The following is a 280-nucleotide window of genomic DNA, read 5'->3' on the forward strand; positions in this document are numbered from 1 at the left end:
CGGAATGGACCTGGGCTTTTACTCAAGAGCCGAACGTTTCGTTCCAGCAATTCAATTCGCGCGACGTCCCGGCGCATCACCGGACGGTTCGGTTACCTTGCCGCCGTTGCGGAATCGGACGATCTTCTCCACGGTGCCGTCGGGCCGATAGAAGGTCGCGTCTCCGTCGGCGACGTAGGTTCTTTCGCTGGGAGAATACGAATAGGTGTATTTCGATTCGATGGTGCCGTCCTGCCGCAAGTAGTAGCCAACGCCGCCGGTTGCCTCGTTGAAGTATTCG

The 280-nt window shown here is 58.2% G+C and carries 1 protein-coding gene; it reads right to left on the minus strand.

Annotation, left to right across the window (positions count from 1 at the left end):
• Window positions 1–51 precede the first annotated feature (51 nt).
• On the minus strand, window positions 52–280 hold a 229-nt coding region (locus MD536_RS21765), incomplete at its 5' end, for a hypothetical protein (RefSeq protein ID WP_239603877.1).

Source organism: Flavihumibacter cheonanensis, from assembly GCF_022352215.1.
Taxonomy (GTDB): Bacteria; Bacteroidota; Bacteroidia; order Chitinophagales; family Chitinophagaceae; genus Flavihumibacter; species Flavihumibacter cheonanensis.